Source organism: Kitasatospora sp. NPDC033851, from assembly GCF_055576085.1.
On the sequence record NZ_JBVIRL010000015.1, the window covers coordinates 160,561 to 186,350 of the forward strand.

Sequence of the window (25,790 nt, forward strand, 5' to 3'; positions counted from 1 at the left end):
GGCACTGACATTCGACGGCGGCGGGCCGTACCACCGGCGCGACCGGCCGCGCCCCGCTCCCGCCGCCGCGTCCCCGGCCGTCCCGGCCCCGCCCTTGCGGCCGGCCCGTCCGGTCATGGGAGCCCGTCCGGTCACGGCGGGCAGAGGGCGGTGCCACCGGCGAACGGGCGCACCACCGCGCCGCGTCCGCCGGCCCCGCCTGCGCTCAGGGGAGGTAGCGCTCCAGTGCAGCGGCGCCCTTGCGCTCGATCTCCTGCCGCGCCCACTCGAGGCGGCCGGGGGTGACGTCGCGGCCCGACACCATCACGAGGTCCTCGGGATCGAAGGGACGCTCCGATCCGGTGTAGAGCTGCCGCTGCATTCCGGACGCCGACTCCGGCACGCCCTCGTTCATCGATTCCCGCATGTCCATCACCTCATCGCCTGGTGGCCCGTACGCACGGTCCTTCGATGGTCGTTCCGACGGCCGGACCATGACGGGTGGAACACGACCAAGTTACTCCGTTCGAGTGAATGCGCGGCCTGGGACGACTCCGGCTGACCGCCAACGGCCCGGCCGTGCCCGCCGCGCCCGCCGCGCCCGTACGGTCAGCGGGGGCGGTGGGCGACGGCGGCGAACATCGTCACCGACAGGTGGAAGGCGCCCTGCCCGGCGGCGGCCTCGAGGCCGGCGTAGAGCCGGTCGCGCTGCTCCTCGGTGATCAGGTCCCGCCCGAGGGCCGCCGTGGCGAGCCCGCGGACGATCGGCCGGCTGACGGTGCGCGGGTCGTGCAGGAGGACGTCGGAGCCGAGCCCGTCGACGGTCAGGCCCGCCGCGGTCAGCCAGCCGGCCAGGCGGCGTCCGGCGTCCGGGGTGGCGGCGGTGGCCTGGGTGACGGTGGCCAGCGCGGGGCGGATCTCCGGGTCGGCCGGGTGCAGGACGAAGGTGGCCCAGTCGGTGTCGAGCAGGGCGACCCGGCCGCCGGGGCGCAGCACCCGGGCGATCTCGGCGACGGCCCGCGCCGGGTCGTCCAGGTGCTGCAGGACGCGCTCGCACCAGACGACGTCCACGTCGGCGTCGGGCAGCGGCAGCGCGAGCGCGTCGCCGTCCACGAACCGGGCCGGGCTGCCCGCGTCGGCGGCGCGCCGCTCGGCGACGGCCCGCAGGCCGGGGTTGGGCTCGAGGCCGGTCGCGTCGCCGCCCGGCGCGACCGCCGCCGCCAGCACCCGGGTCTCCGAGCCGGTCCCGCAGCCGACGTCCAGCGCCCGCTCGCCGGGGTGCGCGGCCAGGCGCGCGTGCGCCCACTCGCGCAGCCGCCGCACACCGGCGTTGGCGCCCTGGACGTCCAGGGCGGCGGTCAGCCGGTCGGTGGCCGCGGGGTCGGCGTTGGCCGCGTGGAAGGCCGAGGTGGGGCGCGGGTCGCTCATGGCGCCCACTCTAGGCAGCCGCCCGCCCGCCGCAGGGCACGCCCGGGAAGCCCTCGGCGCAGGCCGGGCGGTCAGGCCGGGGCGAAGGTGCGACGCAGGTGGGCCACCAGACGGGCCGGGTCGGCGGCGGGCAGGCGGGCGGCGAGGTAGCCGTCGGGGCGGATGAGGACGGCCTCGCCGTCGCCGGGCCGGTAGGCGGCGTGGAAGGCGGCGCCGGTGTCGCGGACGACGGGCAGGCGCAGGCCGTCCGGGGCGGCGGGGGACGAGGCCGTGGGGGACGCGGGGGCGCTGGGGGAGTCCGGGGCGAGGACGGCGTACACGTCGAGCAGGCCGTGGGCGGCGGCGTGGGCGGCGGCCGCGCAGGCGCGCAGGGTCCGCGTGTCGGTGGCGGGGCCCGCGGACAGCAGCAGGATGTGGTGGGTGCCGCGCAGCAGCTCGTGCAGGCGCTGCGGGTAGGCGGTCAGGGGGCGGGTGAGGCCGGGGCAGTCGGGGGCGCGGTCGCCGGGGGCGGGGCGGGTGCCCGGGGCGGGCTCGGTCAGCGGTCCGTCGCGGTAGCCGACCAGGAGCTGGGCCTCGCGCAGCAGCGGGGTGGCGGGGTCCTCGGGGTCGGCGTCGAAGCCCGCGCGGGCGTGGCGCACCGTACGGGCGACGACCTCCCGGCCGACGGGGTGGCGTTCGGCGTGGTAGCTGTCGAGCAGGGTGTCGGCGGCGGCACCGCGGACGGTGAGGGCGAGGTTCCAGGCGTCCTGGATGCCGGTGTTCATGCCCTGGGCGCCGGTGGGCGGGTGGATGTGGGCGGCGTCGCCCGCCAGCAGCAGGCGGCCACTGCGGTAGCGGTCGGCGAGGCGGTGGCTGATCCGGAAGACCGAGGACCAGCGCAGCGCGGAGGCGGTGACGGGGCGCGGCGCCAGCCGGTCCAAGCCCTGCTGGATGTGCCGCAGTTCGGGGGCGTGGCCGCCCTCCAGCCCGTGCGCGACCCCGCGCACGGGGTCGGCGGCGGTGGCGAGTTCGGGCGGGACGGTCATGGACACCCGGTAGCGGCGCCGACCGGGCAGCGGGACGCACACCAGTACGTCCGCGGCGGTGCCGTCGGCGGCGGCGCGGGTGGCGCGCACGGCGTAGCCGGGCGGCAGGTCCCAGTCGAGTTCGACGTCGCCGAGCATGAACTGCTCGGGGAAGGCGTCGCCGCCGAAGCCGATCCCGGCGGCGTGGCGCACCGTGCTGTGGGCGCCGTCGCAACCCACGACGAAGCGCGCGGACAGCTCGCGCGGCCCCCGGGGGGTGGCCAGGGCGGCGTGCACGCCGTCGTCGTCCTGCCGCAGGCCGAGCACCTCGGTGCCGCGCTCGACGACGGCGCCGTAGCCGGCCAGGTGCTCGGCGAGCAGCCGCTCGGTGGCGTCCTGGGGCAGTGCCGCGAAGCGGTACGGCACGTCGGCGGGCAGGTCGAGGTCGATGCGCGGGCCGGGAGCGCCGTCGACGAAGGCGAGTTGGCCGAGCAGGGGCACCGCCTCGTCCAGGACGCGGCGCACCAGCCCCATCGCGTCCCAGACCTCCAGGGTGCGGGGCTGGATCCCCACCGCCTTGGCGTAGGGCTGCGGGGCGTCCAGCCGGTCGACGATCCGGCACCGCACGCCGCGGCGGCACAACTCGGCGGCGGCGGTCAGGCCCACCGGTCCGGCCCCCACGACCAGTACGTCGGTGTCGTCCACGCGCGCTCCTCGGCTGCCCGGCACCGGCGGTGCCGCCGTATCCCCAGGCTGCCCTCCGCCCTGGTGTTCCGCCCGGCGGGGCCGGCGGACGCCTCGGCCGGGCCCGCCGGGGGCCTCGGTGTCCAGGTCCGGTGTCCAGGTCCCGTGTCCGGGCCCGGTGGGCGGGGTCCTCCGTACGAGTACCGGGCGTCGGCGAACAGTGAACGCCGGACACGGCTGCTCCACCGATCCGCACCCTGGACTCCACTCATCGTTCGACCAGCGGCCTTGTACAATCCCTACATTCGGGCCACTGCCGGTGATCGGCCGTCGGCGGTGCGTACCCGCCCGGGCCGTCCGGCCCCGTCCGCTTCTGAGCGAAAGGCCGCGTGATGGCCCCCCGCCTGTCCGTCGTCGTCCCGATCTACAACGTCGAGCGCTACCTCCAGGAGTGCCTCGACTCGATCGCGGCCCAGACCTTCGAGGACTTCGAATGCGTCCTGGTCGACGACGGCTCGACCGACGACGGCCCCGCCATCGCCAAGGCCTACGCCGACCGGGACCCGCGCTTCCGGCTGGTCCGGCAGGAGAACAAGGGCCTCGGCGCCGCCCGCAACACCGGCTGGCGCCACCTCACCCCCGGCACCGAGTACCTGACCTTCGTCGACAGTGACGACACCCTGCCCCCGCACGCGTACCAGCTGATGATCCGCACGCTGGACGAGAGCGGATCCGACTTCGTCACCGGCAACGCGCTGCGCCTGCGCACCACCGGCCTCACCCCCTCGCACGGCCACCGCCGCGCCTTCCGCGAGAGCCGGCTGGGCACCCACGTCAGCGAACTGCCCGCCCTGGTCACCGACCGCACCGCATGGAACAAGGTCTACCGGCGTTCCTTCTTCGACGCCGCGGGCATCCTGTACCCCGAGGGCATCCTGTACGAGGACGCCCCGGTCAGCGTGCCCCACCACTTCCTCGCCAAGCGGGTCGACGTGCTCGCCGAACCGATCTACCACTGGCGGGTGCGCGAGGACGGCGACCTGTCCATCACCCAGAAGAAGACCGACCCGCGCGGCCTCGTCGACCGGGTCCGCTCGATGGAACTGGTCCGGGAATGGCTGCTCGCCCGCCCCGAACCGGCCTTCACCGAGCACCTGCGCGCCTACGACCACAACTGCCTGGTCGAAGAGATCCCGATGTTCTTCTGGTCCGTCCCGGACGGCGACCGCGCCTACCGCGAGGCCTACCAGCAGCACGTCAGCCGGCTGCTGCGGGCCATCGGCCCCGAGCGGCTGGCCGGGCTCAACAGCCAGCTGCGGCTCAAGTACCGCCTGACGCTGGCCGACCGGATGCACCGCTTCGTCGCCGTCCAGCGCCTGCACCGCCTCGCCCGCCGCACCCGCCAGGCCGCCGCCCGCACCTGAGGCCGGGGGCGCGGCCACGGCGACGGCGACGGCTATGGCCGCCGTGCCGCGCGGTGCTACCGGCCGTCCGCTCCGCCGCCGTCCGCCTCGCCGCCGTCCGCCTCCGGCCCGGCGCCGAGGGTGCGCAGGGTGCGCAGGAACAGGTCCGCCTCGGCCGGGGCCAGCGGCGCGAGGAAGCGCGCCTCGGCCTCGACGTGGACGCGCTCGGCCCGTACCAGCAGCTCCCGTCCCTGCGGGGTGAGCCGCACGACGTTCTTGCGGCGGTCCTCGGGGCTGCGGGTGCGCTCGGCGAGGCGCTTGGCCTCCAGGGCGTCGACGAGGGCGACCATCGTCGTGCGGTCGACGCCGAGGAGGCCGGCCGCGTCCTGCTGGGAGAGCGGCACCTCCGCCCCCAGGACGGCGAGGACCGCCAGTTCACGGCCGTCGAGGCCGAGCGGCGCCAGCGCCCGGGCCGACGCCTCGGCGTACCGCAGGTGGGTGTGCTTGAGCAGGTAGCCGAGGCGGGCCGACAGGGGCCCGGAGTCCACATCGCTTGACATATCCGTTGACATATCCGCGAGAGTATCTCAGCCCCATTGATGGTCAGCATGGCTGACGATCAATTAGGCTGACGATTATGACGCCGTCGACCGCACCACCCGCGCAGCCGATCACCTTCGGCCTCAAGACCACCCCCATGCGCGTCCCCTACACCGACATCCTCCGCGTCTGGCAGGAAGCCGACGACCTCCCCGACATCGCCGACGCCTGGTTATGGGACCACCTCATGCCCATCGCCGGCCCCAAGGACAGTGACGTCCTGGAAGGCTGGACCCTCCTCAGCGCCCTCGCCGCCTCGACCCGCCGACTGCGCCTCGGCCTCCTGGTGACCAGCAACCGCCTGCGCCACCCCGCCCTCCTCGGCAAGATGGCCACCACCGTGGACGTCATCTCGCACGGACGCCTCGTCATGGGCCTCGGCGTCGGCGGCACCCACCAACCGCCCGGAGCCGGCGGCATCGCGGGGGAGAACCCCGCCGCCGCGGAGTACGCCGGATACGGCCTGAACCTCGTCCCGCCCCGCGAAGGCATCGACCGGCTCGCCGAAACCCTCACCGTGCTGCGCGGCATGTGGACCCAGGACGTCTTCGACTTCGACGGGCGCTACACCTCCCTCCACGGGAACCGCAACCACCCCAAGCCCGTCCAGCGCCCGGGCCCACCGATCCTCATCGGCGGCTGGGGAACGCGCCTGCTGCGCCTGGCGGCCGAACAGGCCGACATCTGGAACATCCCCGGCCCGCCCCACAACACCGTCGACCACCTGCGCGAACGCAGCCGCGTCCTCGACGCCCACTGCGCCGCGATCGGCCGCGACCCGCGCACGATCACGCGCTCCGTCCAGTACATCGTCTCCTACGACGACCCGGCCCAGGACCGGGCCGCCCTCGCCGAGTTGACCGCCGCCGGCTTCACCCACCTCGTGCTCAGCCTGCGCAGCCCCTACCCGCCGGGCGTGGCCCGGTGGCTGGTCGACGAGATCATCCGGCCGCTGCGCAACGGCTGACCCGGGGGAGCGGGGCGTCGGCCGCGCAGCGCGGGGGCGTGACCGACCCCGCCCCCGGCCCGCACGGCCTCCCGCCTCAGCCGGTGCCCGCCTCAGCCGGTGCCCGGCCGGACGGCGCGCGGCCCGGCGCCGTCGAGCGTGGCGAGCAGGCGGGCGCGGACGTCGGCGGCGGCCTCGCGGGTGACCGGGTCCGCGCTCTCCAGCTGCGGGGCGATCAGCTCCGCGGCCGCGGCCAGGAGCGGGAGGGGTACCTCCGCGGTCCGCAGGTGGAGGAGCTGCGAGGCCGCCCGTTCACCGGGCGTGGCCGGGGCGGGGGCACTGGGGATCAGGGCGGTGATGCCTCGGGGGAGCTGACTGTCGGTCACCCGTCCATTCTCGCGGGTGCGGACCGGTGACGATCACCACGGCCGTCGCCCGGCGGGGCAAGGGAGGTGCCCCGGGTGGCCCGGGGCGGGATGATGACCGCCATGAGTGCGATCATCAGCTTGGACTTGGCCGGTTTCGTCCCACGCGCGGACGAGGGCGGCGCCGGGGGCACGAACCGGGTGTGGGACGACGCGCGAGGGGTGGTCCTGTCCGTCCACGACTTCGCGCTCGTGCCGGACCTGGTGGCCCCGCTCGACGCGGGCGAGCGACTGCTGCGCGAACTGGCCCGCAACACCGCGCAGAGCGGGGCCGCGCTGATCGAGGCGCAGGTGCGCGAGCTGGGCGGGGTGCCCGGCCTGTGGCAGCTCGTCAAGATCCCCAAGGCGGCCGGCCGCGGGCAGGTGTTCGTCGGGGCGTGGACGGTGCCGCGCGACCGGTGCAGCGTGGTGCTGAAGGTGCAGGCCGCCGAAGGCCCGGTCAGCGGCATGCGCGAAGCGGTGGTGGCCGACCGGGTCGGCTTCGACGCCTTCGTCCGCCCCCACCCCTACGACCCCGACCTGCGCGGCCCGCTGCCGTACCACGTCGCCGACCTCCAGGAATGGGACGCCCACTTCCCGACACACCCGCTGACCCTCGTCCGGGAAACGCTCACCCGGGTCGGCGCGAGCACCGTCCTCGACGACAGCTTCCGGACCCTGCCCCCATTCCCCGGCCCGACCCCCGCCGGCCCGGCTCTCGATGGCCCGCCCCCCTCCGGCCCGACCCCTGCCGGTCCGACCCCCGACAGCGCGCCGCCGGCGGAGGCCCCACGCCGACGGTGGTGGCGAGGCCGCTGACCGGCGCCGTACGTGAGGTGGATGGCAGCCGGTTGCGTCGCGGGCCGCGAACCCGGCCGTCGGGCCGGGGCCCTGTGGCCGCAGGCTGCCTCTGCTTCAGGCTTCAGCGGCTTCAGCGGCCGGCGTGGCCGGGCAGAGGGCCGTATTCGACGCAGAAGCCGCAGTCGCAGCTGGTCAGGGAGTTGGCCTGGCAATGGGCGGCGGGCCAGTACGGAGACGCGCACGGGCCGGGCTCGACGGGGGAGTCGTCGTCGGGCAGGGTGCGCCGGCACCAGCCGCACCGGATGACGGCCGGTACCCCGGCCTCGCGCAGCCGTTGCGCCGCGGGGGCCGCGAGGTCGTACGGGACGCCCGACGCGACGGTGGTGGGCGCGCCGTCCAGCAGCTGCTGACTGCGCCACAGGCCCAGCCCGGTGACCGCGTGGACCGCCTTGAGTGCTTCCGCGCCGCCGGGGGAGGGACCGGTCAGCAGGACGGTGAAGTCCGGGTCCTCCATGGATCCCTCCTCGTCGGGTCGGCGCCGGTGCCCGCCGCCAGTCAAGCTTCCTGGCGGACCGTCGGCCACGGGTTTTCGCGGCAAGACGGGCGTCCACGTGACCACCTACCGCCGCGCCGCCGGCGCCGACTCCCGCGCGTAGGGCCCGCCGAACCCGCGCAGGAAGTCGGCCCGTCCGACTTCCTGCGCACCTCCCGCCGGAAGGCGGACGGGCCGCACCGGTCGTACGAGCGTCCGCCCCGGGTGTTCTGCCCTGCCGATCGGCAGGGCAGAAGGGCGGGAAGAGCGGGACTTTTATGCCGATCGGCACATGTCCGCGAGGGGGTGCGGCGGCCAGGCTTGGGGGCATCGAGACGGCGGCCACCGGGGCTGCCAGGGGGAGGGAAGTCCACCATGTTCCGCATTCGTATCCGCGCCCGCGTCGGCACCCGCATCACCCGCGTCACCCGTGCCGCCCGGGGCGCCGCCGCTGCCGGGCTGGCCCTGGCGGCGCTCACGGGCGTCGCCCCGGCCTCCGCCACCGCCACCAACCCGCCCGCTCACCAGGACGGACGGGCCGCGCGCCCGGCGAGCGTCAGCGGCACGGCCCGGATCTCGTACGCCTTCGCCCCGGCCGACGAGATCTGGTTCACCGTCAACGCCCAGGCGGCCCCGTACACCCACCGCTTCCCGGGCACCCAGGTGGCCGACGGCCTGCCCACCGACGCCCGGGGCACCGTCCGCTTCTCCCACCGCACGGCCGACACCGGGAAGGTCTACAGCGCCGAGGCCGAGGTGGACTGCCTGACCACCGGCGGCCCGGTCGCCACGCTGACCGCCGTCGTCACCACGTCGGACGTCGGCAACGTCGGCCAGCGGATCGGCCTGAGCATCTACCAGGGCAGCGGCCACGACGACGGCCGACTCGGGTTCTCCTGGGGCATAGCCAACATGGACGTGGACGCCGACGGGAAGCCCTACCAGCCGGTGGTGGGCACCTGCATGGCCCCGGCCCCGTTCGCCCCCGTCCTGCGGGGCGGCTTCACCGTCCACCACACCGAACTGGAGGCCCCGAAGACGGCCGGCGGCCGGTAGTCGGGCCCGCCCGGCGGCGAGGTGCTCAGGCGGACCAGACGAGGAGCCCGTGCCGGCAGCGCACGGCGGTGCAGGCGAAGGAGGTGAGATCCGCGTGGTCGCCGGCGGACCGCGCGGTGGACTTCCTCAGCCAGGCCATTCTGCGCCCCCGCTACCCGCGGCCCCCCGCACGTCTCCCGTATGGGCGGTGACCAGGCCGGACTCGTAGGCCGCGATGACCGCCTGGGCGCGGTCCCGGACGTCGAGCTTGCCGAAGATGCTGGTGATGTAGTTCTTCACCGTCGACAGGCTGATGTCCAGGGCCCGGGCGATCTCGGTGTTGTCGAGGCCGGTGGCCATCAGCCGCCACACCTCGACCTCCCGGGGTGTCAGCGCGCCCGTGTCGGTGACCGGCGGCGGGGAGCCGAGCGGGGCCCGGACGTAGGTGGAGATCAGCCGGGTGAGCAGGCGCGGGGCGACCACCGCCTCGCCGGTGTGGACGGTGCGGATCGCCGCGCCCAGCTCCTCCGGCGAGACGTCCTTGGGCAGGAACCCGTGGGCGCCGGCGCGCAGCGCGGCCACCACGTACTCGTCCATGTCGAAGGTGCTGAGGGCGAGGACCCGGCAGGAGGGCAGCGTGCGGGCCAGCTCCCGGGTCGCGCCGACCCCGTCCAGCACGGGCATCCGGATGTCCATCACCACGACGTCGGGGCGCAGCAGGCGGGCGGCGGCGACGGCCTGCTCCCCGTCCTCGGCCTCGCCCACCACCTCGAAGGACGGGTCGGGGGAGAGGATCAGTGACAGGCCGCGCCGCACCAGCGGCTGGTCGTCGGCGATGAGGACCCGGATGCCCGGTGCCGCCGCGCTCACCGGGCCGCCGCCGTTCCGTGCTGGACGGCCGCGTCGGCCGTCTCGTCCGGGGCCAGTGGCAGGTCGGCCAGTACGGCGAAGCCGCCCTCGGGCTGCGGGCCGGTCCGCAGGGTGCCGCCGTGCAGGGCGACGCGCTCGCGCATGCCGATCAGGCCGTACCCGCTGCGGCCGCCGGTCGGCGCCACTGCCCGGGGCGTGGTGTCGCCGTCGCCCGTTCCCCCGTCGTCGCGCACCTCGACGGTGACCCGGTCCGGACCGTACGTCAGGCGTACGGTCGCGCGGGCGGGCCCGGCGTACTTGCGGGCGTTGGTGAGGCTCTCCTGGACGATCCGGAACACCGTCAGGCCGACGGTGGGCGGCAGCGGGCGCGGGGGCCCGTGGACGCTGAAGTCGGTCGGCAGGCCGGCCACGCGGGACTCGTCCACCAGCCGGCCGAGGTCCTCCGCCCCGGGCTGGGGCGACGGCGGGGCGGTGTCCGGCTCGTCGCCGGCCCGCAGGACGTCCAGAAGCTGGCGCATCTCCCGCAGGGCCAGCCGCCCGGAGGACTCCAGGGTGACCAGGGCGTCCCGGACCACCTCCGGGTGGGCGAGGTTGGCCCGGGCGCCGCCGGCCATCAGCTGCATGGTGGTGATGTGGTGCGCCACGATGTCGTGCAACTCCCTGGCGATGCGGCGGCGTTCGTCGGCCACCGCTTGGTCGGCCAGCAGCTTGCGGTTGGCCGTCACCTCCCGCTGCCAGCGCGACACGGCGAGGCCGGCGCCGGCCACGAGCAGGCAGGAGCATGGGGTGGCGGCGAGCGCCTGCCAGGACGGGACGCGCAGGTGGCTCTGGCTCAGAACGGTCAGCACCGTCGTCGCCGCCGCGGCGGCGGCCGTCGCCAGGCCGGTGCGGGCCCGGGCGACCGAGTACAGGCCGACGATCAGGACGGCGCCGAAGTGGGTGCTCGCCGGTGCGGACAGGTCGAGCGCGGCCTCGATGGCCAGGACCGCGGCGAGCGCCGGCACCGGGTGGCGGCGCCGGACGAGCAGCGGCAGGGCCGACAGCGCGATGAGGAGCAGGCCCGGGGCGCTCACCCTGCGCACCCCGTCCAACTCGCTGAAGAGCAGGTAGTTGAGCAGGTCGAGCGTGCAGGCGCCGACGGCCACCAGCGCATCGGTGTGGGTCCACGGCGCGCTGTCGGCGTCCGGTGGCGGGTCCACCACGCCGCCGGGCCCCGGGCTCCGGCCCGCCCCGTGTGCCGCATCCGCGGCGGGGCGCTGACGCCCGCCCATCCGTTCCCCCTCCGTGCCCGGCCTCCGCCGCGCCTCCGACACCCGATACCCGATACCGCCACCGGTCCCGACGCCGAGGCCGGTCCCTCATCAGCCCTGATCAGGGCCGATGACCGCCATTGTGGCATCGGCCCACCCCGCCCCGGCATGGTCCCCACGGCCGATCACGACAGCGCGGACCAGGACCACGCTCCCGGGTCCTGGCCCGGCCGAGGAGCTGGGGCCCCGGTGCGGATCGTCCGTCGCAAGGACGTCCGCACCCCACCCCGGGTGATGGTCTGGAACCCGGCCGGGAACCCCCGGAGCCGAGACTGACCTTGCGGACGCTCGCGTCCACCGCCGGAGGAAATCGTGATCCGCGCACTGACCGGATACTCCACCAGGAACCCGTGGAGGGTGATCACCCTCTGGGTGGTGCTGGGAATCGCCCTGGCCGGGCTGAGCCCGATGCTGCTCGCCCGCGTCACCCAGTCCCAGACCGGGGACTTCCTGCCCAAGAGCTACGACTCGGCCGCCGCGCTGCGGATCGCCGAGGAGAACTTCGGGATGAGGCCCGACGCCACCACGGTCACCGTGCTGGTCGCCAGGACCGACGGCAAGGCGCTCGGCGCCGCCGACCAGCAGCGGATCGAGGCCGAGGCGGCGAAGCTCGCCCAGCGCCGGGTCGTCATGCCCAGGAAGGACGACCAGCCGGCCTTCCTCGTCCCCGACCACTCCCAGACCCCCCGGGTCGCCCCGGCCATGGTGGCACCCGACCGGAGCTTCGAACTGCTCGCCGTCGAACTGACCGGCAACGCCGCAGACGAGGGCGTCCAGGGCGTCTACCGGACCTTCCGGGACGCCACCCGGGCCCAGCTCGCCGAGGCCGGGATGCGCACCGGGTTCACCGGGGGACTGGCCGACGCCGCGGACACCGCCGACTCCCACCGCACCGCCGCGACGATCGGCAGCGCGCTCCTCATGGGGCTGATCGTCCTGCTCAACGTGCTGGTGTTCCGCAGCGTGGCGGCGGCCCTGCTGCCGCTGCTCGCCGTCGCCATGATCGGCGGCGTGGCCGGCGGAGCCGTGGCCGGCGTCGCGACGCTGACCGGCCTCAAGCTCGACGCCTCCACCCCGGGGCTGGTCTCCGTGGTCCTGCTCGGCATCGGCATCGACTACCTGCTGTTCCTGCTCTTCCGCTTCCGCGAGCACCTGCGGGCCCGGCCCGAGCAGCCCGCCCGCGAGGCCGCCGCCCAGGTGACCGCCCGGGTGGGCACCGCGATCACCTCGGCCGCGCTGACCATCGTGGCCGCCTTCGCCACCCTCGGCGTGGCCAGCTTCGGCCAGTTCCGCTCGCTCGGCCCGGCCATCGCCGTCGCCGTCCTGGTCATGCTGCTGGGCAGCCTCACCCTGATGCCCGCCCTGCTCGCCGCCTGCGGACGCGGCATGTTCTGGCCCTCGCGCAGCCTGCGCCGGCAGCCGGGCGAGGGCTTCGCCGCCCGCTTCGGCGCGCTCGTCGCCCGGCGGCCGCTGCCGATGCTGCTCGCCGCCGTCGCCCTGCTCGGCGCGCTGGCCGCCGGGATGACCGGGATCCGGATGGACTACGGCCTGGGCGGCGCCGGCGAGGAGACCCCGGCCGCCGCCACCGCCGCCGAGATCTCCCGCACCCTGCCGGCCGGCGTCTCCGACCCGACGAGCGTCTACGTCGTCACCACGGACGGCACCACCCTCGACCCCGGCCGGCTCGACGGCCTCTCCCGCGCCCTCACCCAGGTCGACGGCGTCGGCAAGGTGGGCGGGACCGTCCTCAACGGGGACCGGCGCGCCGCCCGGATCGACCTCTACCTGACCGCCGACCCGCGGAGCGGGCGCGCCCGCGACCTGGCCGCCGGCCCGGTCCGCGCCACGGTCGCCGCCCACACACCCCCCGGGACCAGCGCCCACGTGGGCGGCACGGCGGCGATCTTCGCCGACATCTCCACCGCCGTCGACCACGACCTGGCGGTCGTCTTCCCGGTCGCGGCCGCCCTGATCGCCCTGATCCTGCTGCTGCTCCTGCGCAGCCTGCTCGCCCCGGTGGTCCTGATGCTCTCCGTCGGGCTCGGCTTCGCCGCCACCCTCGGCGCCGCGACCCTGCTGTTCCAGCACGGGCTGGGCGAACCGGGCGTCAGCTTCACCCTCCCGCTGGTGCTGTTCCTGTTCGTCGTGGCGCTGGGCACCGACTACAACATCCTCATCACCGACCGGATCCGCGAGGAGATGCACCGCCCCGGCCCGCCCCGCACCGCCGTCGCCCGCGCCGTGCGGCACACCACGCCCACCATCGCCACGGCCGGCCTGGTCCTGGCCGGCTCCTTCGCCACCCTCGCCGCGACCCCGGGCAGCGAGCAGGTCGCCTTCGCGTTGACGCTCGGCATCCTGCTCTCCGCCGCCGTCCTGTCCCTGGTCCTGGTGCCGGCCCTCGCCGCTCTGCTCGGCCGCGCCCTCTGGTGGCCCGTCCGCCCGGCCCGCCACCACCACCGGGCCGAGCCGGCCCCGGAGCCGGACCGCGTCCCGGTGCCCTGACCGGCGAGTGGGGCGCTGACCGATGAGCCGGGGGCGGGACCGCCCCCGGCTCGCGCCCGCTCGACCGACCGCCCGCCACACCAGCCAGCGGCCGCCGCGCATCAGCTCCCGACCGGCCAGCTCGTCCGCCTCGCGCCACGCCTGGACGCGGCGCGGGGTGATGCGGAACCAGCGGTAGGGGGTGGCGAGTTCGCGCGGGTCGAAGCCGGTGCGCGCGGCGAACCGGTCGCCCCCCGGGCCGGGCAGCGCGTCGATCGCGAGGACCTCCACCTCGCCGTCGACCACGGTGACGTCGCGGGTGTGGCCCAGGGTCAGCCGGGCGGTACGGCCCGCGGCCAGGTTGCGGCCGGTCGGACTGTTCGCGGGGGTGGCCACCAGCAGGGCCTCGCCGTCCCAGTCGAAAGACAGCGGCACCAGGTACGGGACGCCGTCCGGCGAGGCGCTGGCGAGCCACAGGTCCACGTCCCCGGCGAGCCGGCCTCACACTCTCTCCTGCCCGCCTCCGTGCTCACCGCGGAAAGCACCACGGACGGCGAACCCGGACGGCGAACCCGAGGCGGCCGAACCCGGCTGCGCGCAAGGCCGGACGACGCTAGCCTCGCCCGGATGACCACCACACTGAACGATGCCGTCCGCGCACTGCTCGACGCGCCGATTCCCGCCGTCCTCGCGACCCTCAACCCGGACGGAAGCCCGCAGACCTCGGTGGTCTGGGTCGGCCGCGACGGGGACGACGTGCTCGTCTCGACCGCCGCCGGGCGCCGCAAGGAACGCAACCTGCGCCGCGACCCCCGCGCCAGCCTCACCGTCTACGACCCCGCCAACCCGCTGCGCTACGTCGAGATACGCGGCCTCGCCACCGTCGCCGAGGACACCGGCCGCGCCGTCGCGGTCGCCCTCGCCGAACAGTACGAGGGCCCGGGCGCCGGCCAGGAGTACCTCGACCTGCCGGAGGAGGTCCTCCGCGTCGTCGTCCGGATCACCCCCACGAAGGCGGTCGGCACCGCAGCGGCCTGACCGGCCGCCTGACCGGCCGTCACCGGGCCGCCCGCGCGCCGCGCGCCGCGCCCCGTCCACCCCCGCCGCGCGGGCACCGGGCTCCCGCCGTTCGCGGGGGCGGCGCGGGATCAGGCGACGAGGGCGGTGCGGGTGGTGCGGTAGCGGCCGGGGGTGGTGCCGAACTGGCGGGTGAAGGCGTGCGAGAGCGCGTAGGGGCTGGCGTAGCCGACCTTGCGGGCGACGGCCTCCAGCGGGTCGGCGGTGTCGCGCAGCAGGCCTGCGGCCCGGGTCATCCGCCACCAGGTGAGGTAGGCCATCGGCGGGCGGCCGGTGAGCGTGGTGAAGCGGCGGGTGAGGGTGGCGCGCGAGACGCCGGCGCGGGCGGCCAGGGCTTGGGCCGTCCACGGGTGGGCCGGGTCCTCGTGGACGGCGGCGAGCGCGGCCGCCACCACCGGGTCCGTCAGTGCCGCGCCCCAGCCGTCGGCGCCGCGCCGGGTGGTCCAGGCCCGCACCAGGTAGACCAGCAGCAGGTCGATCAGGCCGGGTACGGCGAGCTCGCCGCCGGGCCGGGCGGTGGTCAGCTCGGTGCTCAACAGCTCGACGGCGGACCGTAGTTCGGGGTGTTCGCCGGTGCGGGTGGGCAGGTGGACGACCTCGGGCAGCTCGCGCATCAGGGGGTGCCCGAGCCCGTGGTCGAGGCGGTACTTGCCGCACAGCAGGTCGGCCGCACCGGGGACGTCCGGGACGTCCGGGACGTCCGGGACGTTCGCGGCGGGTGCGGCCTCCGGCGCGGGCGCGCCGCCCGGGCGCCGGTGCGGGCCGAGCAGGGAGTCCAGCTCCGGCAGGCGCGCCGCCCCGGCGGCCGTCAACTCCTCGTCGGACAGGGCGTGTCCGCTGCCGTGCGGCAGCAGCACCGCGTCGCCGGGCCCCAGCCGCAGCGGCTCGCCGCCGTCGGCGAGCAGCCAGCAGTCGCCGGCCAGCACCACGTGGAAGCCCGCGCCCGCGTAGGAGGGGACCCGGACACCCCAACGCCCCGCCACCCGCAGCCGGTTGGAGGCGGGCCGGCCCGCCCGTACGGCGGCGATCGCGTCACTGACCACGTCCACCCGGCCATCGTAGCCGTGGCGCCGTCCCCGGAACGCGACCGCCGGGCACCGAGGATGAGCCGTTCGCGTATCGGAGCGAGCCATCAGCGCATTGAGCGGCTCACCCGGGCTTCCTAGGCTCGACGAGCAGACAGCGAACCGACGGATCAACAGATGGAGGGCCGAACCGTGGAGCGGATCGTACTGGGGGACGTGGAGATCATCCGGGTGCTGGAGTTCCAGGGGCCGTTCGCGCCGGCGGCGGCGATCGTGCCCGACCTCGGCGAGCCGGCCTGGGTCGCCGCCGCAGACAGCGACGCCGCCCTGGCACCCGAGCACTACGACCCGGCCTCCGGCGCCTACCTTGGCGCGCTGCAGACCTGGGTGGTGCGCAGCGGCGGCCGGACGGTGCTGGTGGACACGGGGGTGGGCAACGGGCGCGAGCGCCCGGCGACGCCGATGTTCCACCGGCGCGAGGGGCGCTTCCCGGAGCTGCTGGCGGCGGCGGGGGTGCGGCCGGAGGAGGTGGACGTGGTGGTGAACACCCACCTGCACGCCGACCACGTGGGGTGGAACACGACCGAGCAGGACGGAAGTTGGGCCCCGACGTTCCCGAACGCGCAGTACTTTCTGCCGGCGGCCGACCGGGAATTCTTCGACCCGGCCGCCGGGCACCCGGCCCGCAGCGGCGGCGCGGCGGACCCGGCGCGGTGGGCGGAGTGGGACCTGGTGTTCGAGGACAGCGTGGCGCCGGTGCTGGCGGCCGGGCAGGCCGTGGAGTGGTTGGGGTCGCTGCGCATCGACTCGGCGCTGGTGCTGGAGGAGGCGCCGGGGCACACGCCCGGCTCGTCCGTGCTGCGCGTCGAGTCCGGCGGCGAACGGGCGGTGTTCGTGGGGGACTTGATGCACTCACCGGTCCAGCTGGCACACCCCTCGTGCAGCAGCTGCTTCTGCCTCGACCCGGCGCAGGCGGCGGCCAGCCGGCTGCGGATCCTGGAGCGGGCCGCAGCGGAGCGGGAGTTGGTCATCCCGGCGCACTTCGCGGGGGCGGGAGCGGTGAGGGTCAGCCGGGCGGGCGCGGGTTTCGCGGCCGACTGGGTGCGCTGACGGGCCGGGCGGCCGCGGGCCCCCGCGCGCCCGCCCCGACCCCGGCCGCGGCGCCCCGCGCGCGCCCGCCCGGCACCTTCCGCCCGGCACCTCTTCCCGCTCATCCGCACGTCCCTTTGCTCGCCTGCGCAAGTTCTTGCTCAGGCGAGCAAATTGCTCTACAGTCTTGCTCAGGCAAGCAAGAATCAGCTTGCACGGGCAAGGAGGCGTGGGGATGGGGCGGACGTTCACCGAATCGGGGCGCCGGGCGCAGATCGTGCAGGCCGCCATCGACGTGGTCGCCGAACTGGGCTACGCGAAGGCGTCGTTCAGCCGGATCGCGAAGCAGGCCGGGCTGAGCAGCACCGGGATGATCTCGTACCACTTCGCGGGTAAGGACGACCTGATGCACGAGGTCGTCGCCGAGGTGACCCGGGTGTCCACGGGGTTCATGGCACCCAGGATCGGCGCGGCCGAGGGGGCGCGTGCCCGGCTGCGGGCGTACATCGAGTCCAGCGTCGAGCTGCTCGCGCTCTGGCCCCGGCACCTGAAGGCGCTGATCGAGGTGCTGCCCAACCTCGGCGGGGACGATCCCACCGCGGCGGACTACCGGGCCTCCCAGCAGCTGACGATGGAGGGCCAGGAGCAGGTGATCCGCGCGGCCCAGGAGGCGGGCGAGTTCCGGGAGTTCGACCCCCGGCTGATGCTCGTCGCGCTGCGCGGGTCGATCGACGCCGTGGTGCTGCGCTGGGTGGGGGATCCGGACTTCGACGTCGCCGAGGCCGGCCGCGAGCTGGCGGACATCTTCGACCGGGCCACCCGCGCCGAACCGTAGCGGAACAGCCGGAACGGCCGGACAGCCGGAGAAACCGGAGAAGCCGGAACAGCGGGAACAGCGGGAACAGCGGGCTCGACAGGTCGCAGCAGGACAGGGGAGAGACAGCCATGGGAAGGTCGAGTGTGATGGGGGAGATCGTGAACAAGCAGGCCGACCAGGGGACCGACCAGCAGGGAACCGACCAGCAGGGAACCGACGGGCAGGGCGCCGCGCCGGGCGCGGACCGGCGGGGCCGTGCCGCCAAGCGGGCGCTGGCCAAGTCGCTGGTCTTCGAACTGGCGCTGCCGCTCGGCGGGTTCTACGTGCTGCACGGCGTGGGGTTCAGCCAGTGGGCGGCGCTGCTGATCAGTGGCCTGCTGCTGGTGCCGTGGCTGGTGCTCGGGATGGTGCGCAGCCGCCGGGTGGAGGTGATGCCGGTCTTCACGCTGCTGATGATCGTGGTCGGCACGCTGATGTCGATGGTCAGCGGCAGCCCCCGGGTGCTGCTGGTGCGCGACAGCTGGGTGTTCGGGGTGCTCGGGCTCTGGGTGCTGGGCACCCTGGCGACGCGGCGTCCGTTCATGCTGACCGCGGCGCGTTCGATCGTCGCCGCCAAGCTCGGTGAGGCGGGCGCCGAGGAGTGGGCGGGGAACTGGGACCACGACGCGGTCTTCCGCCGTCATCTGCGCACGCTCACCGCGGTCTGGGGCCTGGGGTTCGCCGTGGACGCCGGGATCCGGGTGACGCTGGCCTGCACCCTGCCGGTGGACCTGGTGCCGCTGGTGAACTCGCTGCAGTGGGTGGCGGTGCTGGGCGGGCTGTTCGGCTTCCACTTCTGGTACGTCAACCGCCACGGCCTGAAGGTCTGACGGCAGGAGGTCCGACGGCAAGCCGTCGGCGGGGGCTGGGGCGAGGGCCGGGGCGGCGCGCGGATCGATCCCTTCGGGGTCCGCGCGTCGCCGTCCGCCGTCCGCCCGCCGTCCGCCCGAGCCTGTCCGGCCGGGCGGTGAACGGTCTCGGACCGCCGGCGGCGCGGGTTTCGTCAGCCGTTGTTCCAGCTGGCGCCCGAACCCGTGAACGAGCCGGAGACGCCGTTGTCGTCGGCCCAGATCCAGAAGGCGGCGTGCGAGATCCCGTCGGGGGAGACGGCGGATTCGACAGCGCCGACGCCGGCGCCGTTCTGGTTCGCGATGAACCCGCCCTTGCCGAAGTCCGCGCTCAGGCCCTCATGGGCCGAGGCCAGACCGGCGCAGCCGATGACGAGCGGTGTGGTGAGAGCGGCGACGGCCAGAACACGCTTGAAAGCACGCATGGGAAATCTCCTCCACGGAGTTCACGTTGAAAGGGGCGGCGCCGATCGGCCCGCCACGACTTCAGACAGCCATGCGCGCGACCCCCCCCCCCGCAAGCGCTGCCGCCGTCCGACCGGACCTTACAGCTCGTCAGAAACACCGAGCCGACCTGCGGGAATGCGGATCCGACGGGCGCCTCCCGCGGATCAGTCGGGCGGAGCAGACGCGTGGGCCCTTCCACGTACCCGGGAAAACGACGGGACTGGACGCCGGGACCGCGGCGCCGGGACTGCGGCGCCGGCACCGGCGGTCGCGGGCGGGTCAGGGTTCCTCGGAGTCGAGATCGGGGCCGGCCCGGAGGCATCGACGTCGCCCGCGGCCCTAACGTCGGCCGGCGCCGACGCGGCGGGAGTTCGCCCTGCTCGGCCCGGCCGGTGCGAGGTGCGGCCGGATCGTGAGGGGTGGCCGCGGCCGAGGCAGCCGGCGCGGTGGTCGTCGGCACCGTCCTCGCCGCCGTGGCGACCGTCCTGGCCGCGGTGACCCAGCACGCTTCGCCGGGCAGGCTCGCGGCCCGCGCGTCGACGGTGCTCCCGTGGGCGCGGATCGGCGGGACCGCCGCGCTGTGCGCCCTCGTCACCGTGGTCACCGCGGCGGCGGCCGGGCGCGTGACCCGCCGGCGGGCGGTCGAAGCCGCGGGCGCCCGTGCATAGGACACGGCCGCGACCGCCCGCTCGGAGCAGGCGCCTACTGCACGACCTGGACCTTGTCGGCCTGCATCCCCTTCTGGCCCTGGACGGCCTCGAAGGTGACCTTCTGACCCTCCACCAGGGACTTGAAGCCGCCCCCCTCGATCGCACGGAAGTGAACGAACAGGTCGGGCCCGGACTCCGGGGTGATGAACCCGTACCCCTTCTCGTCGTTGAACCACTTGACCGTGCCGTTCTGACGCTCCGCCATGTCTTCCCCTAGCCGATACGAACCATTGCCGACCGCGATCCTTTCACGTTCGGTGAGGGAACGGGTGCCAAAAGTCATGCGCGTCCTGGCGCCGATCACGCGCCGCCGGGGCCGCGGGCGGACCGGCGCGGCACATCGGCGCGGCGCCGACTCACGGGTGCCCACGGCGATCGGCCCGCGGTCGTGCGCCCGTCGGGAAAACATGAAAGTAGCCCCGACGGGTCACACGGCAGACGGATGCCGGACGTGCCGCTGGGCATCAGATCCGTTGGCTCGCTGGACCGATCTGTCGTACGAGTACCGGTTCGCGGTTCGCGGTTCGCTTCGGGTGAGCGTGAGTTCTGCCGACGAGGCCGGCGGGGCCGCCAGGCCGGCCTGAACGTCAGTGCGGCGGTCAGTCGACGCCTTCGATGATGCGGAAGTCGCGCTCGACGGCGTCGGAAAGAGTGACCAGCGCCTCCTGGTACGCCGCGCTCTCGCGTGCCGCGACCGCCTGTTCAAAGGTGTCGAACTCGACCAGGATGGTGCGCTCGGCGATTCCGGCGTCGTGGGCGAGGACCCGGCCGCCACGGGCGAGCACCCGCCCGCCTCCGGCCTGGACGGCCGGACCGGCCAGCTTGTTGTAGGCGGCCAGCTTCTCGGGGTCGGAAATGGTGCGGTAGACGCTGACCCAGTAGCCCTTGGCCATGGAAACCTCCTGTGTTCGGACAAGCGTGCCAGGCTTCGAGTCGACACTCGGATTGATCGGCCCCGGCGACGGATCACCGGGCATTTCCGAGGGCGGTTCGCAAGGGACTGGCTGATTGTGGTGGGCCGTTGAGACAAGACGATGTATCGGTTGGCGATGGAGCCCTGCCTGCAACCTCGTTTGGAAAGGGCTCACTGCGCCGGGAACGGGGCGCCCCAGGGCTCTTCCTCCAGGAGGAGCCCGTTGGCCAGGTAGCTGATGGTTCGGTACCAGCCGGCCAGCACGAGGAACTCCAGGAGTTGGGCGTCTTCGTAGTGGACGGCCAGGGAATCCCAGGCGGGTTGTGAGAGCTGTGCGGTGTCGTGCAGTTCGTCGACGGCGTTGAGCAGTGCCGCATGACGAGGCAGCCACGCGGTGGTGGCTGCGACGTCGATGGCGGTGGTGGCCCGGAGTTGTTCCTGGCTCAGTCCGGCCTGCTGGGCGAGGGTCGCGGCGTGTGCCCCCCATTCGTAGGCGCAGCCGGTGCGTGCGGTTACTCGGGCGATGATGATCTCGCGGTCGATGGCGGGAAGAAGTCCGTGGCCCAGCAGGCCGGACCCCAGGGCGAACATGCGTGAGGCCAGTTCCGGGTTGCGGTGCAGTACCCGGAACAGTGTGAGTGGCTCGTGTGTCACGCCGGGAGGCATCCATCGGCGCAGTGCCTGGTCGACGGGCGCGGGATAGGGCGGGGTGAGCGGTTCGATGCGCGGCACGAGCACCTCCTGCTTCGGTTTTCGAATCACTATGGTGCTTCGAAACCCGAAGCGCAAGGAGGAGGTGCGGAAGCCGGAACGCCTCGGCCGGGTTCACCGGTACGAGGGTCCGATTCAGGGCGCCCGGTCATGGCTGCACTCGATCTGCTCGGGCGGCGCCGGACGCTGCGCATCCGGTGGGAATCGAGCCAAGCCCCGGCAGGCTTCCAGGAGTTGCAGTGCCGTTGTGAACGCATGTCATCGAGCGTGCTCGGCACCCGGCCGGGCGAGCCGACCGGCGCCCGCGTGCCCACTCTGCACGGCGACGCCTGTCACCTCACCCGGCGTGGCGAGGACCTGGGTGCCGGGCGGAGGTTCCGGGTGCGCCGTCAGCCCGGGCCGGGCGGGCGTCAGCCGGCAGGACCCCTCTCGAGCGTCCCGTCGCCCACGGCGTCGGGACGCGAGATGCCGTCGGCGGGCCGCTCGCTGTTGCGGTGCGCCGGTTGCGGGTCGAGCATCGCCGCCCAGCGCTCCGACCACTGGGCGAGGGGGCCGAGTGCGAGGCAGGCATCCCGCCCCAGTGGAGTGAGCTCGTACCGGCTGTCGGGTAGTTGGTGAACCACGTGGGCATCCAGCAGTTCGGTCAGGCGCTGCCGCATCACGCTGGAGGACATGTCGTCGCACTGCTTCTGCAGGGGGCGGAACCCGAGGGGCCCCCCGCGCAGCTCCCAAAGGATGCGCAGGCTCCACCGCCGTCCGAACAGGTCGAGTGCGGCCATGAGGGGGCGACCGGTGGTCGAACCACGAACTGGCTTGCCGGGTTTGGGGGTTGGCATGGCGTGGAGTCCAGCCTCCAAGATTGATGCTTCGGATTCCGAAACGCTACCATCGGAGATTGCTTCGGAAAACGAAACGAAGGGGACGTCGTGGCTCCGCCTGGACTGCTCGGGAACCACAGAAGCTCCTGGTCCGCGGGATCCGCCCAGGACAAGACGCAGTGACCCGTCGGGGAATGGTCGGGGCGCAGCACCACGCCCGACGGTCGGTCGGCCAGGGTCCGCGCGGCCAGGCCGTCCTCGTCCCGGAACACCCGCATCACCGCGAAGGAGAGGGCGCCGGGGGTGCGGTCAGCCGCCGCCCATTCCGCCCTGGGCGGCAATCATGGTCAGGCCCAGCCCGCCGACCGCCCCGGCCAGGTGCGGGGCCTCGTCGGCGAGCCGCTCGGTGAGCGCGGCGATCCGCCCGGCGTGGGCCCGGCGGTCGTGCCGGGACAGCACCAGCCGCAGGTGCCCGTGGGCGGCCAGCGCCGCGAGGACCGCGTCGGTGAACGGCGCCCCGGCGACCGGGGCGCCGCCGCGGACCAGCTCGGCCACCCGCACCTGGAGGTCCAGGGCTTCGCGCGGGTCGTCCATCGCCACCGTCCGCTGCGGCACGACCGGGCCGTAGGGGTCGCGGTCCGCCATGGTCACCACGCCGAGCACCGCGAGCCGCTCCTCGACGGCCTCCAGGGTGTCCTCACGGCCCCGCCGGATCCACGACTTCCAGCTGCGCGGCTGCTCGCCCACCTCGGCGAGCAGCGCGTCCAGGACGGGGTCCCCGGTGGCGGCGCCGGAGACGACCCGCACCCGGCCCGCCCCGTCCTCGGCGACGGCGCCCCGGTGGGCGAGCTCGGCCAGGGCGGCCGCGCGCAGCAGGAACCCGGCGCGGGTGCGGTCCTGCAGGGACTGGGCCCGGGTGTCGAAGGCCAGCAGGTAGGCGTCCAGATGCAGTCCTCGGCTCATGGCACCGACGATACGGCGCGCCGGCCCGCCCGCCATCGGCCCCGAGGACGGACCCGCCCTCCGCCCGAAGGAGCATCCGGCCGGCCGCCGCACCGGGGACGCGTGCGGGCCCCGCGCCCAAGAGTGCAGGTGGGGCGGGGTGCTCCCGGCCGCCGTCCGCTAGGATCCTGCGGATCTTGGTCGAGCGTGTGTCGGGCGAGTGTGTCGGGCAAGTGCGTCGGGCGAGTGTGTCGGGCGGGTGTGTCGAGATGGGTGCGGGGGAGACGCTTACGTGAGCGGTGGCGGTCTGCGACTGGTGGGACCGGTCGCGTCGGTACGGATCCAGGCGTGCCTGCTGCTCCCCGTGAGCCTGGTGAGCTGCGTGCCGGCCTACACCGGGGGAGCCCACCGGCTGGACCCCGTGACGGGCGCGGCAGTTGCCCTGATCCTCTTCGCGACGGCGTTCTGGGGCCTCCTGGAGGCCCGTCGGCCCTGGTACCGGGAGCGGCTGGAACGGCTGAGCCCGCCGCCGCCGGACGCGCAGACGGTCGCGCGGGACAAGACCTTCGACCTGTTCTCCCGAGGCCTCGCCACGCCCCTGCTCCTGGTGCTGCTGATCGGACTCGCGCTCAGCTACACGACGGGGATCCCGGCCGGCATGCTCCTGGCGGGCATGGCGGGCGCGATGCTCTGGCAGTCCCGGTGGCTGGCGGCCGAGGAGAAGCGGCTGGGCGGCCGGGTCCTGTGCCTGCACACCCCGGTCCGCGTCGCGGCCGACGACCCCAACGGCCCCGCGTACCGCCGGTCCCGCTTCTGGATCGTCCACGAGACCCCCTGACCCCCGCCCGCCCTGGCCCCCGCCGGCCCCGGGCCGCGCTCGGCCGCGCTCGGCAGAGGCCGGCGTCCGCGTCACCCCAGCAGGCGCAGGCGGGTGGCGGCGACGCCGAGGCGCACGCTCTGGCCCCAGGCGAGCTGCAGGGCGTCCGCCTCGATGCCGTCGCCGAAGGCGACCAGGTGCTCGGACTCGACAGTGAGCACCAGCTGCCGCCCGGCCTCCAGCAGGCCGTGCACGTGGCTGGTGCCGGTGGTGGGGGAGGGCCACGCCTCCCGGACGAACCAGGCCAGGGCCGGCGCGCCCGGGGCGGGCAGGGCGGGCAGTGCGACGGGGCCGCCACGCTCCAGCCAGGCCGAGCGGCACCAGCCGGTGGCGCCCGTGCCGGTGCCGACCAGGACACCCGAGGAGGCCTGGGCCTCCGCCGCCCCGGCGCCGTCGAGTGCCCCGGTGCCGTCGGGTGCCCCAGTGCCGTCGGGTGCGCCGTCCGTGCCCAGGCGGTAGCGCGCCGTCTGGTGGCCCGGCTGCCCGACGTACACCTCGTTCAGCGCGAGCAGCCGCTGGCCGTCGTCCGCGACGGCCTCGACCATCGTCCGCTCCTCCAGCGCCCCCTCGCCGCGCGCCACCGCCCGCAGCAGCGCGCCGAGGCCGTCCACGCGGTGACGCACCAGCACACCGGGGTTGCGGCCCGGGTCGGCGTCCACACCGATCACCGGCTGGCCGTCCAGGTACTTGGCGACGTTGGCCACCAGGCCGTCCTGGCCGACCACGGCCACCACGTCCCCGGGCTCGAAGAGGAAACGCGGCAGGTCCGCCCGCTCGACCCGGCTGCGCCGCCAGTCCAGCGGCACGGCCGCCGCCGCCTCGGCGAGCGCCGCCGCCGCCCGGCGGTGGCGCTCCTCGACCTCCCGCGCCGAGCGGCCCCGGGAGGCCAGGAAGAACGCGGCCTGCCCGGGCGTGCCGTGACGGGCCACCAGCTCCTCGTACTCGGTGCGCCGGTGCACCAGCACCACCCGCGGGGCGAGGCTCACCGCCGCTCCCCGCCGGCGCCGAGGCGGGCCAGCAGCCCGGTGAGCACGTCCGGGGTGAGCGTCACGCTGTCGATCCGCGGCAGGTGCTCCGCCAGCCGCATCAGCGCCAGCGCCCGCAGCACCGCCGGGTCGGCCTGCTGGTGGGCCGCCAGCCAGGCGGCCTCCGCCGACGCCCGGGCCTCGCCCAGCTCGCGGGCGGCCTGGGCCTCGGCGGACGCCAGCCGGGTGCGGCGCTGCGCCTCGGCGTCGGTGCGGACCCGGTCGGCGACGGCCTCCTCCTCCGCCTGGAGCCGGCTGTTGGCACCCTGCTGGGCGAGCAACTGCTCCTCGCGCCGGGCGAGTTCGATGCGGTTGGCGAGCTCGTTCTCGGCGATGCCGCGCTCGTGCTCGACGGCCACCGCGCGGCGCTCGAAGGTCGCCCGGTCGGCCTCCTGCTGCACCAGCTCGCGGGCGGGGGTGCGCAGCGCCCGTTCGACCTCGGGCTCGGGGCGCAGCGCCACCACCCGGACGGCGATCACGGCGAGTCCGGTCTCGGTGATCCGGGGCTCGCCGGCCAGACCCTGGGTCATCCGCTCGCGCACCGCGTCCACCCCGTCCGCGAGGGCGGCGGCGAGCGGGGTGCGGGCGAGCAGGCCGAGGGCGTGCTGCTGGGCGGTCTCGGTGAGCAGCGTGGCGAGCTGGTCGAGCGGCGCCGCGCGCCAGGCGCCGGTGTCCGGGTCGATCCCGAAGTCGACGCGGGTGGCGGCGGTGGCCGGGTCGGTGATCCGGTAGGTGAGCGTCGCCTGGACGCTGACGTCCTGGAAGTCGGAGGTGCGGGCGTGGAAGAGCATGGCGAGTTCCCGGTCGTCCACCGGCACTTCGGAGATCGCCGCGGTCAGCGGCCGGAACCAGAACGCCAGCCCGGCCCCGTCGTGGGCGACCCGGCCGCGCCGCAGGTGGCGGATGTGCGCGGTGGGAACGGCGCGCAGGTGGCGCATCCCGAACCGTCTGGTGATGTCGGCCATCGGAGGA

General features: G+C 74.9%; 28 protein-coding genes and 1 pseudogene. 11 read left to right on the forward strand and 18 right to left on the reverse strand.

The genetic code is table 11. The features are described 5' to 3' along the window. Window positions 1–205 precede the first annotated feature (205 nt). From ACZ51D_RS26680 to ACZ51D_RS26690, 3 genes are all read right to left on the reverse strand, one after another. Entirely contained in the window at window positions 206–394 is a 189-nt protein-coding gene (locus tag ACZ51D_RS26680) for a hypothetical protein (RefSeq protein ID WP_360497798.1), read from the reverse strand. Between the two features lie 194 nt (window positions 395–588). Continuing rightward, on the reverse strand, window positions 589–1,407 hold the full coding sequence (locus ACZ51D_RS26685) for a methyltransferase domain-containing protein (RefSeq protein WP_465615138.1): 819 nt from the start codon (window positions 1,405–1,407) through the stop codon (window positions 589–591). A gap of 71 nt (window positions 1,408–1,478) precedes the next feature. Further along, complete coding sequence (locus ACZ51D_RS26690) at window positions 1,479–3,116, reverse strand: FAD-dependent monooxygenase (RefSeq protein ID WP_465663720.1); 1,638 nt, start codon at window positions 3,114–3,116, stop codon at window positions 1,479–1,481. Window positions 3,117–3,487: 371 nt separating this feature from the next. On the opposite strand from ACZ51D_RS26690, the gene ACZ51D_RS26695 reads away from it, so the two are divergent. Continuing rightward, complete coding sequence (locus ACZ51D_RS26695) at window positions 3,488–4,519, forward strand: glycosyltransferase family 2 protein (RefSeq protein WP_360497411.1); 1,032 nt, start codon at window positions 3,488–3,490, stop codon at window positions 4,517–4,519. A 56-nt stretch (window positions 4,520–4,575) separates the two neighbouring features. On the opposite strand, the gene ACZ51D_RS26700 is transcribed toward ACZ51D_RS26695, so the two are convergent. Next, window positions 4,576–5,046 (reverse strand): MarR family winged helix-turn-helix transcriptional regulator, encoded by a 471-nt coding sequence (locus ACZ51D_RS26700; protein ID WP_465615142.1) that lies wholly within the window; start codon window positions 5,044–5,046, stop codon window positions 4,576–4,578. Between the two features lie 89 nt (window positions 5,047–5,135). Here ACZ51D_RS26700 and ACZ51D_RS26705 point away from each other — a divergent pair, with 89 nt between their 5' ends. Further along, entirely contained in the window at window positions 5,136–6,065 is a 930-nt protein-coding gene (locus ACZ51D_RS26705) for an LLM class flavin-dependent oxidoreductase (protein ID WP_465615144.1), read from the forward strand. A 92-nt stretch (window positions 6,066–6,157) separates the two neighbouring features. On the opposite strand, the gene ACZ51D_RS26710 is transcribed toward ACZ51D_RS26705, so the two are convergent. Then, window positions 6,158–6,430 carry a hypothetical protein gene (locus tag ACZ51D_RS26710; protein ID WP_465615146.1) on the reverse strand — a complete coding sequence of 91 codons (273 nt, stop codon included), beginning with the start codon at window positions 6,428–6,430 and terminating at the stop codon, window positions 6,158–6,160. A gap of 102 nt (window positions 6,431–6,532) precedes the next feature. On the opposite strand from ACZ51D_RS26710, the gene ACZ51D_RS26715 reads away from it, so the two are divergent. Further along, a complete protein-coding gene (locus tag ACZ51D_RS26715) occupies window positions 6,533–7,267 on the forward strand; it encodes a hypothetical protein (protein WP_465615148.1) in 735 nt (244 codons plus the stop codon). Window positions 7,268–7,379: 112 nt separating this feature from the next. Here the strand turns inward: ACZ51D_RS26715 and ACZ51D_RS26720 are convergent, their stop codons facing one another. Further along, the gene (locus ACZ51D_RS26720; RefSeq protein ID WP_465615150.1) at window positions 7,380–7,763 is read right to left on the reverse strand and encodes a ribosomal protein L7/L12; all 384 of its coding nucleotides are present in this window, start codon (window positions 7,761–7,763) and stop codon (window positions 7,380–7,382) included. A 393-nt stretch (window positions 7,764–8,156) separates the two neighbouring features. On the opposite strand from ACZ51D_RS26720, the gene ACZ51D_RS26725 reads away from it, so the two are divergent. Then, window positions 8,157–8,837, forward strand: coding sequence for a hypothetical protein (locus tag ACZ51D_RS26725; RefSeq protein WP_465663721.1), 681 nt, complete (start codon window positions 8,157–8,159; stop codon window positions 8,835–8,837). Window positions 8,838–8,963: 126 nt separating this feature from the next. Here ACZ51D_RS26725 and ACZ51D_RS26730 read toward each other — a convergent pair whose 3' ends face one another. Together ACZ51D_RS26730 and ACZ51D_RS26735 are read right to left on the reverse strand one after the other, a co-directional pair. Beyond that, a complete protein-coding gene (locus tag ACZ51D_RS26730; protein WP_465663722.1) occupies window positions 8,964–9,686 on the reverse strand; it encodes a response regulator transcription factor in 723 nt (240 codons plus the stop codon). Then, window positions 9,683–10,957: a sensor histidine kinase gene (locus ACZ51D_RS26735; protein WP_465663723.1), complete on the reverse strand. Its 1,275-nt coding sequence runs from the start codon at window positions 10,955–10,957 to the stop codon at window positions 9,683–9,685. Before ACZ51D_RS26735 ends, ACZ51D_RS26730 begins: the two co-directional genes overlap by 4 nt. A gap of 351 nt (window positions 10,958–11,308) precedes the next feature. On the opposite strand from ACZ51D_RS26735, the gene ACZ51D_RS26740 reads away from it, so the two are divergent. Beyond that, entirely contained in the window at window positions 11,309–13,501 is a 2,193-nt protein-coding gene (locus ACZ51D_RS26740) for an MMPL family transporter (protein WP_465615158.1), read from the forward strand. A gap of 81 nt (window positions 13,502–13,582) precedes the next feature. Here the strand turns inward: ACZ51D_RS26740 and ACZ51D_RS26745 are convergent. Continuing rightward, window positions 13,583–13,978, reverse strand: a pseudogene (locus tag ACZ51D_RS26745) (pyridoxamine 5'-phosphate oxidase family protein); the annotation flags it as partial. Window positions 13,979–14,107: 129 nt separating this feature from the next. Here ACZ51D_RS26745 and ACZ51D_RS26750 point away from each other — a divergent pair. Beyond that, window positions 14,108–14,518 (forward strand): PPOX class F420-dependent oxidoreductase, encoded by a 411-nt coding sequence (locus ACZ51D_RS26750; RefSeq protein WP_465615160.1) that lies wholly within the window; start codon window positions 14,108–14,110, stop codon window positions 14,516–14,518. A 110-nt stretch (window positions 14,519–14,628) separates the two neighbouring features. Here the strand turns inward: ACZ51D_RS26750 and ACZ51D_RS26755 are convergent, their stop codons facing one another. Next, window positions 14,629–15,606 carry an AraC family transcriptional regulator gene (locus tag ACZ51D_RS26755; protein ID WP_465663724.1) on the reverse strand — a complete coding sequence of 326 codons (978 nt, stop codon included), beginning with the start codon at window positions 15,604–15,606 and terminating at the stop codon, window positions 14,629–14,631. Window positions 15,607–15,759: 153 nt separating this feature from the next. On the opposite strand from ACZ51D_RS26755, the gene ACZ51D_RS26760 reads away from it, so the two are divergent. The 3 genes from ACZ51D_RS26760 to ACZ51D_RS26770 all read left to right on the forward strand — a co-directional run bounded on the left by ACZ51D_RS26760 (window position 15,760) and on the right by ACZ51D_RS26770 (window position 18,357). Further along, window positions 15,760–16,692 (forward strand): MBL fold metallo-hydrolase, encoded by a 933-nt coding sequence (locus tag ACZ51D_RS26760; RefSeq protein WP_465663725.1) that lies wholly within the window; start codon window positions 15,760–15,762, stop codon window positions 16,690–16,692. A 214-nt stretch (window positions 16,693–16,906) separates the two neighbouring features. Beyond that, window positions 16,907–17,506 (forward strand): TetR/AcrR family transcriptional regulator, encoded by a 600-nt coding sequence (locus ACZ51D_RS26765; RefSeq protein WP_360497380.1) that lies wholly within the window; start codon window positions 16,907–16,909, stop codon window positions 17,504–17,506. Between the two features lie 110 nt (window positions 17,507–17,616). Next, window positions 17,617–18,357, forward strand: coding sequence for a VC0807 family protein (locus ACZ51D_RS26770; protein WP_465615166.1), 741 nt, complete (start codon window positions 17,617–17,619; stop codon window positions 18,355–18,357). Window positions 18,358–18,530: 173 nt separating this feature from the next. Here ACZ51D_RS26770 and ACZ51D_RS26775 read toward each other — a convergent pair whose 3' ends face one another. Continuing rightward, window positions 18,531–18,800 carry a hypothetical protein gene (locus ACZ51D_RS26775; RefSeq protein WP_465615168.1) on the reverse strand — a complete coding sequence of 90 codons (270 nt, stop codon included), beginning with the start codon at window positions 18,798–18,800 and terminating at the stop codon, window positions 18,531–18,533. Window positions 18,801–19,241: 441 nt separating this feature from the next. Between ACZ51D_RS26775 and ACZ51D_RS26780 the strand changes: the two genes are divergently transcribed. Further along, on the forward strand, window positions 19,242–19,490 hold the full coding sequence (locus tag ACZ51D_RS26780) for a hypothetical protein (protein ID WP_465615170.1): 249 nt from the start codon (window positions 19,242–19,244) through the stop codon (window positions 19,488–19,490). A gap of 34 nt (window positions 19,491–19,524) precedes the next feature. Here the strand turns inward: ACZ51D_RS26780 and ACZ51D_RS26785 are convergent, their stop codons facing one another. The 5 genes from ACZ51D_RS26785 to ACZ51D_RS26805 all read right to left on the reverse strand — a co-directional run bounded on the left by ACZ51D_RS26785 (window position 19,525) and on the right by ACZ51D_RS26805 (window position 22,937). After that, window positions 19,525–19,737 (reverse strand): cold-shock protein, encoded by a 213-nt coding sequence (locus tag ACZ51D_RS26785; RefSeq protein ID WP_360497374.1) that lies wholly within the window; start codon window positions 19,735–19,737, stop codon window positions 19,525–19,527. A gap of 394 nt (window positions 19,738–20,131) precedes the next feature. After that, entirely contained in the window at window positions 20,132–20,425 is a 294-nt protein-coding gene (locus ACZ51D_RS26790; protein ID WP_465615172.1) for a DUF1330 domain-containing protein, read from the reverse strand. 191 nt (window positions 20,426–20,616) lie between these two features. Continuing rightward, window positions 20,617–21,177 carry a carboxymuconolactone decarboxylase family protein gene (locus ACZ51D_RS26795; protein WP_465663726.1) on the reverse strand — a complete coding sequence of 187 codons (561 nt, stop codon included), beginning with the start codon at window positions 21,175–21,177 and terminating at the stop codon, window positions 20,617–20,619. A gap of 389 nt (window positions 21,178–21,566) precedes the next feature. Beyond that, on the reverse strand, window positions 21,567–21,992 hold the full coding sequence (locus tag ACZ51D_RS26800) for a winged helix-turn-helix transcriptional regulator (protein WP_465615176.1): 426 nt from the start codon (window positions 21,990–21,992) through the stop codon (window positions 21,567–21,569). Window positions 21,993–22,283: 291 nt separating this feature from the next. Beyond that, window positions 22,284–22,937, reverse strand: a complete 654-nt coding sequence (locus ACZ51D_RS26805; RefSeq protein WP_465615178.1) for a GOLPH3/VPS74 family protein — start codon at window positions 22,935–22,937, stop codon at window positions 22,284–22,286. Between the two features lie 271 nt (window positions 22,938–23,208). Here ACZ51D_RS26805 and ACZ51D_RS26810 point away from each other — a divergent pair, with 271 nt between their 5' ends. Then, on the forward strand, window positions 23,209–23,754 hold the full coding sequence (locus ACZ51D_RS26810) for a hypothetical protein (protein WP_465663727.1): 546 nt from the start codon (window positions 23,209–23,211) through the stop codon (window positions 23,752–23,754). Window positions 23,755–23,825: 71 nt separating this feature from the next. Here the strand turns inward: ACZ51D_RS26810 and ACZ51D_RS26815 are convergent, their stop codons facing one another. Further along, window positions 23,826–24,779 carry an NAD(+)/NADH kinase gene (locus ACZ51D_RS26815; RefSeq protein ID WP_465615182.1) on the reverse strand — a complete coding sequence of 318 codons (954 nt, stop codon included), beginning with the start codon at window positions 24,777–24,779 and terminating at the stop codon, window positions 23,826–23,828. Continuing rightward, the gene (locus ACZ51D_RS26820; RefSeq protein ID WP_465663728.1) at window positions 24,776–25,783 is read right to left on the reverse strand and encodes an SPFH domain-containing protein; all 1,008 of its coding nucleotides are present in this window, start codon (window positions 25,781–25,783) and stop codon (window positions 24,776–24,778) included. Before ACZ51D_RS26820 ends, ACZ51D_RS26815 begins: the two co-directional genes overlap by 4 nt. Window positions 25,784–25,790 lie beyond the last annotated feature (7 nt).

Bases quoted from the DNA above. Each gene is read 5' to 3' on its own strand.
- ACZ51D_RS26680 (WP_360497798.1), bottom strand. From the start codon at position 394: ATGAACGAGGGCGTGCCGGAGTCGGCGTCCGGAATGCAGCGGCAGCTC.
- ACZ51D_RS26685 (WP_465615138.1), bottom strand. From the start codon at position 1,407: ATGAGCGACCCGCGCCCCACCTCGGCCTTCCACGCGGCCAACGCCGAC.
- ACZ51D_RS26695 (WP_360497411.1), top strand. From the start codon at position 3,488: ATGGCCCCCCGCCTGTCCGTCGTCGTCCCGATCTACAACGTCGAGCGC.
- ACZ51D_RS26705 (WP_465615144.1), top strand. From the start codon at position 5,136: ATGACGCCGTCGACCGCACCACCCGCGCAGCCGATCACCTTCGGCCTC.
- ACZ51D_RS26715 (WP_465615148.1), top strand. From the start codon at position 6,533: ATGAGTGCGATCATCAGCTTGGACTTGGCCGGTTTCGTCCCACGCGCG.
- ACZ51D_RS26720 (WP_465615150.1), bottom strand. From the start codon at position 7,763: ATGGAGGACCCGGACTTCACCGTCCTGCTGACCGGTCCCTCCCCCGGC.
- ACZ51D_RS26725 (WP_465663721.1), top strand. From the start codon at position 8,157: ATGTTCCGCATTCGTATCCGCGCCCGCGTCGGCACCCGCATCACCCGC.
- ACZ51D_RS26735 (WP_465663723.1), bottom strand. From the start codon at position 10,957: ATGGGCGGGCGTCAGCGCCCCGCCGCGGATGCGGCACACGGGGCGGGC.
- ACZ51D_RS26750 (WP_465615160.1), top strand. From the start codon at position 14,108: ATGACCACCACACTGAACGATGCCGTCCGCGCACTGCTCGACGCGCCG.
- ACZ51D_RS26760 (WP_465663725.1), top strand. From the start codon at position 15,760: ATGGAGGGCCGAACCGTGGAGCGGATCGTACTGGGGGACGTGGAGATC.
- ACZ51D_RS26765 (WP_360497380.1), top strand. From the start codon at position 16,907: ATGGGGCGGACGTTCACCGAATCGGGGCGCCGGGCGCAGATCGTGCAG.
- ACZ51D_RS26770 (WP_465615166.1), top strand. From the start codon at position 17,617: ATGGGAAGGTCGAGTGTGATGGGGGAGATCGTGAACAAGCAGGCCGAC.
- ACZ51D_RS26775 (WP_465615168.1), bottom strand. From the start codon at position 18,800: ATGCGTGCTTTCAAGCGTGTTCTGGCCGTCGCCGCTCTCACCACACCG.
- ACZ51D_RS26785 (WP_360497374.1), bottom strand. From the start codon at position 19,737: ATGGCGGAGCGTCAGAACGGCACGGTCAAGTGGTTCAACGACGAGAAG.
- ACZ51D_RS26790 (WP_465615172.1), bottom strand. From the start codon at position 20,425: ATGGCCAAGGGCTACTGGGTCAGCGTCTACCGCACCATTTCCGACCCC.
- ACZ51D_RS26800 (WP_465615176.1), bottom strand. From the start codon at position 21,992: ATGCCAACCCCCAAACCCGGCAAGCCAGTTCGTGGTTCGACCACCGGT.
- ACZ51D_RS26805 (WP_465615178.1), bottom strand. From the start codon at position 22,937: ATGAGCCGAGGACTGCATCTGGACGCCTACCTGCTGGCCTTCGACACC.
- ACZ51D_RS26820 (WP_465663728.1), bottom strand. From the start codon at position 25,783: ATGGCCGACATCACCAGACGGTTCGGGATGCGCCACCTGCGCGCCGTT.